The 2,391-nt window shown below is 45.3% G+C and carries 3 protein-coding genes; all 3 read right to left on the reverse strand.

Going from position 1 to position 2,391, the window contains the following annotated elements:
* A partial coding sequence (locus HB912_RS13105) for a WxLIP family cell surface protein (protein WP_221635756.1) occupies window positions 1-759 on the reverse strand: 759 nt, incomplete at its 3' end.
* Between the two features lie 78 nt (window positions 760-837).
* Window positions 838-1,566 (reverse strand): WxL domain-containing protein, encoded by a 729-nt coding sequence (locus HB912_RS13110; protein WP_185375207.1) that lies wholly within the window; start codon window positions 1,564-1,566, stop codon window positions 838-840.
* Window positions 1,567-1,579: 13 nt separating this feature from the next.
* Window positions 1,580-2,308 (reverse strand): WxL domain-containing protein, encoded by a 729-nt coding sequence (locus HB912_RS13115; protein ID WP_185375209.1) that lies wholly within the window; start codon window positions 2,306-2,308, stop codon window positions 1,580-1,582.
* Window positions 2,309-2,391: the final 83 nt, after the last annotated feature.

Genomic DNA, 2,391 nt, shown 5'->3' on the forward strand with positions numbered 1-2,391 from the left:
AAAGTTGGAATTTGGCGCAAGCCGCATGTTTTCCTTCTTTTCTCGGAATAAAACCTGATCTTTCCCGCGTTTTGTCACCTTCGCATCCACTTTAAAATCTTGGATAATCACCGGCTTGGTATTCTGCAAATTCGCCTTCAGGACGTTGCGGTAATTAATTTGTGAAGGCTTGATTTGATTCAGTTCTAAATCGGGTCGAACCCTCTTCTTAGTTTCCACTAGTCGTACGCCAATCACATACGCATAGCGGTTTTCAATTTGTACACTTTCGTCATTCTTCGTTTTTGCTTTTTTGCTTTCCTGTTCCTTAAAATGGAGGCCTCCAAGCACAATCCCATCAAAGGATTCCTTCGGCATCGTCACTTTCATCTTCACCGTTTTTTGCCCATGTGCCGGGATCGTTGTGGTTTTTTCCACATCCGCAAGCTTAGAGAACGGGTATTTCAGTGTTTGATCCAATTTAGGATTCACCTGACTATAATCCACAATCCCATTATCATTCGTGATCGCTGCATTTGCATGATTTTCAATCGTGATGGCCGTATTTTTCGCATTCGTCAGAACCACACTCAGTTCCTGCACTTGCCCAGGCTTCATCTCTAAATCAAAATACGTCTTCGTCTTATCCACTTGATTTTCTGGAAGTATTGTATTCACCGAAAACCCCATCGAGCTTTCAGCCTCCACCCCTACCGGATGGCTAACCAGTAAAAAACCGCCTACTAGCAAAAAGGGAATCATCCACCATCGTTTCTTCATTTTCCAAAACTCCTTCCACTCGATAAACGACTTGCGAAGTGCCTCCGCACACTCCGCAAGCGCTTATCCAAGCTTCTTTTACGGCGTCGAACTCAACGTCCACGTTAGCGTAGACGTGTAAGTCTCATCCGCCAGTTTTACCGTTTCCGCTGGCACATGGAGCGTAATCTTGTTGTTCGGGGCGAGAGCACTCCCTTCCGTATCTCCAAACGCCGCCGTCCAAACCGACATCCCTTCTCCCGCCGAAGCTGCCACTAAGAGCTGTGGGCTAGAACCGACTGTAAGACTTGAAGAAATCGTACTCGGCGTATATTTCGGATCGAGCTTGGAACGCAACGTGGTCCCCGAAAGCGTAAGTGCAGCTCCTGTAAGCTCCGCGCCCGAAGCTGTTTGAAATGGCGTTCCGCTCACTTCCAGTTTCCAGCCTGCATTCAGCCCCGTATTATCTGTCACTTGCACAAATTGTGGCACGTAGAGTGTTGCCCCATCCGAAGCCCGCTTCACTTCTGAAAACGGCGGATGATAATCCATATCCTGCCCGAAAATCTTCTGTTTGCCGAATGAAAGCTGCGAAACAAAATCAATCCGCAGCGCACCTAATGTTGGTGTCACTGGATCTACGGGTTGCACCTCTTCATTCGGATCAGTGGGGTTAACGGGAGGTGTTGTACCGTCCACATCAGCTGTGAACTGCACGCTTGAATCACTCGCATTATCGCTTGCAACCGCATAAGCAGGTGGTTCGCTTAGGAAAAATATCATTCCAAAAGCGATGAACAACAAGACGCCTTTTCCCGTTTTCATCATTCTCACCCTCTAATCAAGCTGGTGTATCTGCAAGCGTCCAAGTTAGTGTTGTTGAATATTTACCTTCAATTTTTGCTGTATCCCCAGGCACCGATAGAGAAATACTTGTCGCTGCTTCTGTCACATCTGTACCAAAAGTATTGTACCAAGTCCCCATCCCTTGATTAGCCTGTGCAACGATCGCATCTGACGAAGTTACTCCATCTGGATTAAGCGTAATTTCACTCGCTGTTGGTGTGTTTGCATCCTTTTTTTTGCTTGATTTCATCGTTGGGTTGATTAATTTAAGCTTCGCCCCAGCTAGTTCACTTGTTCCATTTTTGAACTGCGCATCTTGAACGACCGTGAGCTTCCAACCTGCATTTGAACCACGATTATCCGTAATTTGAACAAAGTTTGGTTTATCACTAATAGCCCCTGTTTCTGTATCTTTTAGTTTATCTAGGGTTGCATAGTACACTTCATCATTCCCAGAAATTTTTTGTGTTCCGAAGTGAAGCGTAGAAACATAGTCAATACTTAATGGTCCGCTTGTTGGCGGCGTAATCTCTGGATCAGTTGGCTCAACTGGTTTGTCTGTATCTGGATCTTTCGGTCCGCTTGGGTCTGTGTTCTTTTCAAAAGTAACATCTCCTTTTGAAACAGTTGAACCGCCATCAGCTGCAAAAGCTGTGAATCCTGTTCCGGATACCCCTAAAATAGTAACAAGTCCTAGTGCCGTGATTTTCAATGTTTTGTTCATGTCTTCTTCTCCTTTTTTTGGTTTAATAGGGTGAATCTATCATTTCCCAAGTTAACGTCGTTCGGTAATGACCTGCTTGTTTT

Origin of the sequence: Listeria aquatica, assembly GCF_014223975.1 — a bacterium.
Classification (GTDB): domain Bacteria; phylum Bacillota; class Bacilli; order Lactobacillales; family Listeriaceae; genus Listeria; species Listeria aquatica.

Coding starts and splice junctions, on each gene's coding strand:
- HB912_RS13110 (WP_185375207.1), bottom strand. CDS start 1,566: ATGATGAAAACGGGAAAAGGCGTCTTGTTGTTCATCGCTTTTGGAATG.
- HB912_RS13115 (WP_185375209.1), bottom strand. CDS start 2,308: ATGAACAAAACATTGAAAATCACGGCACTAGGACTTGTTACTATTTTA.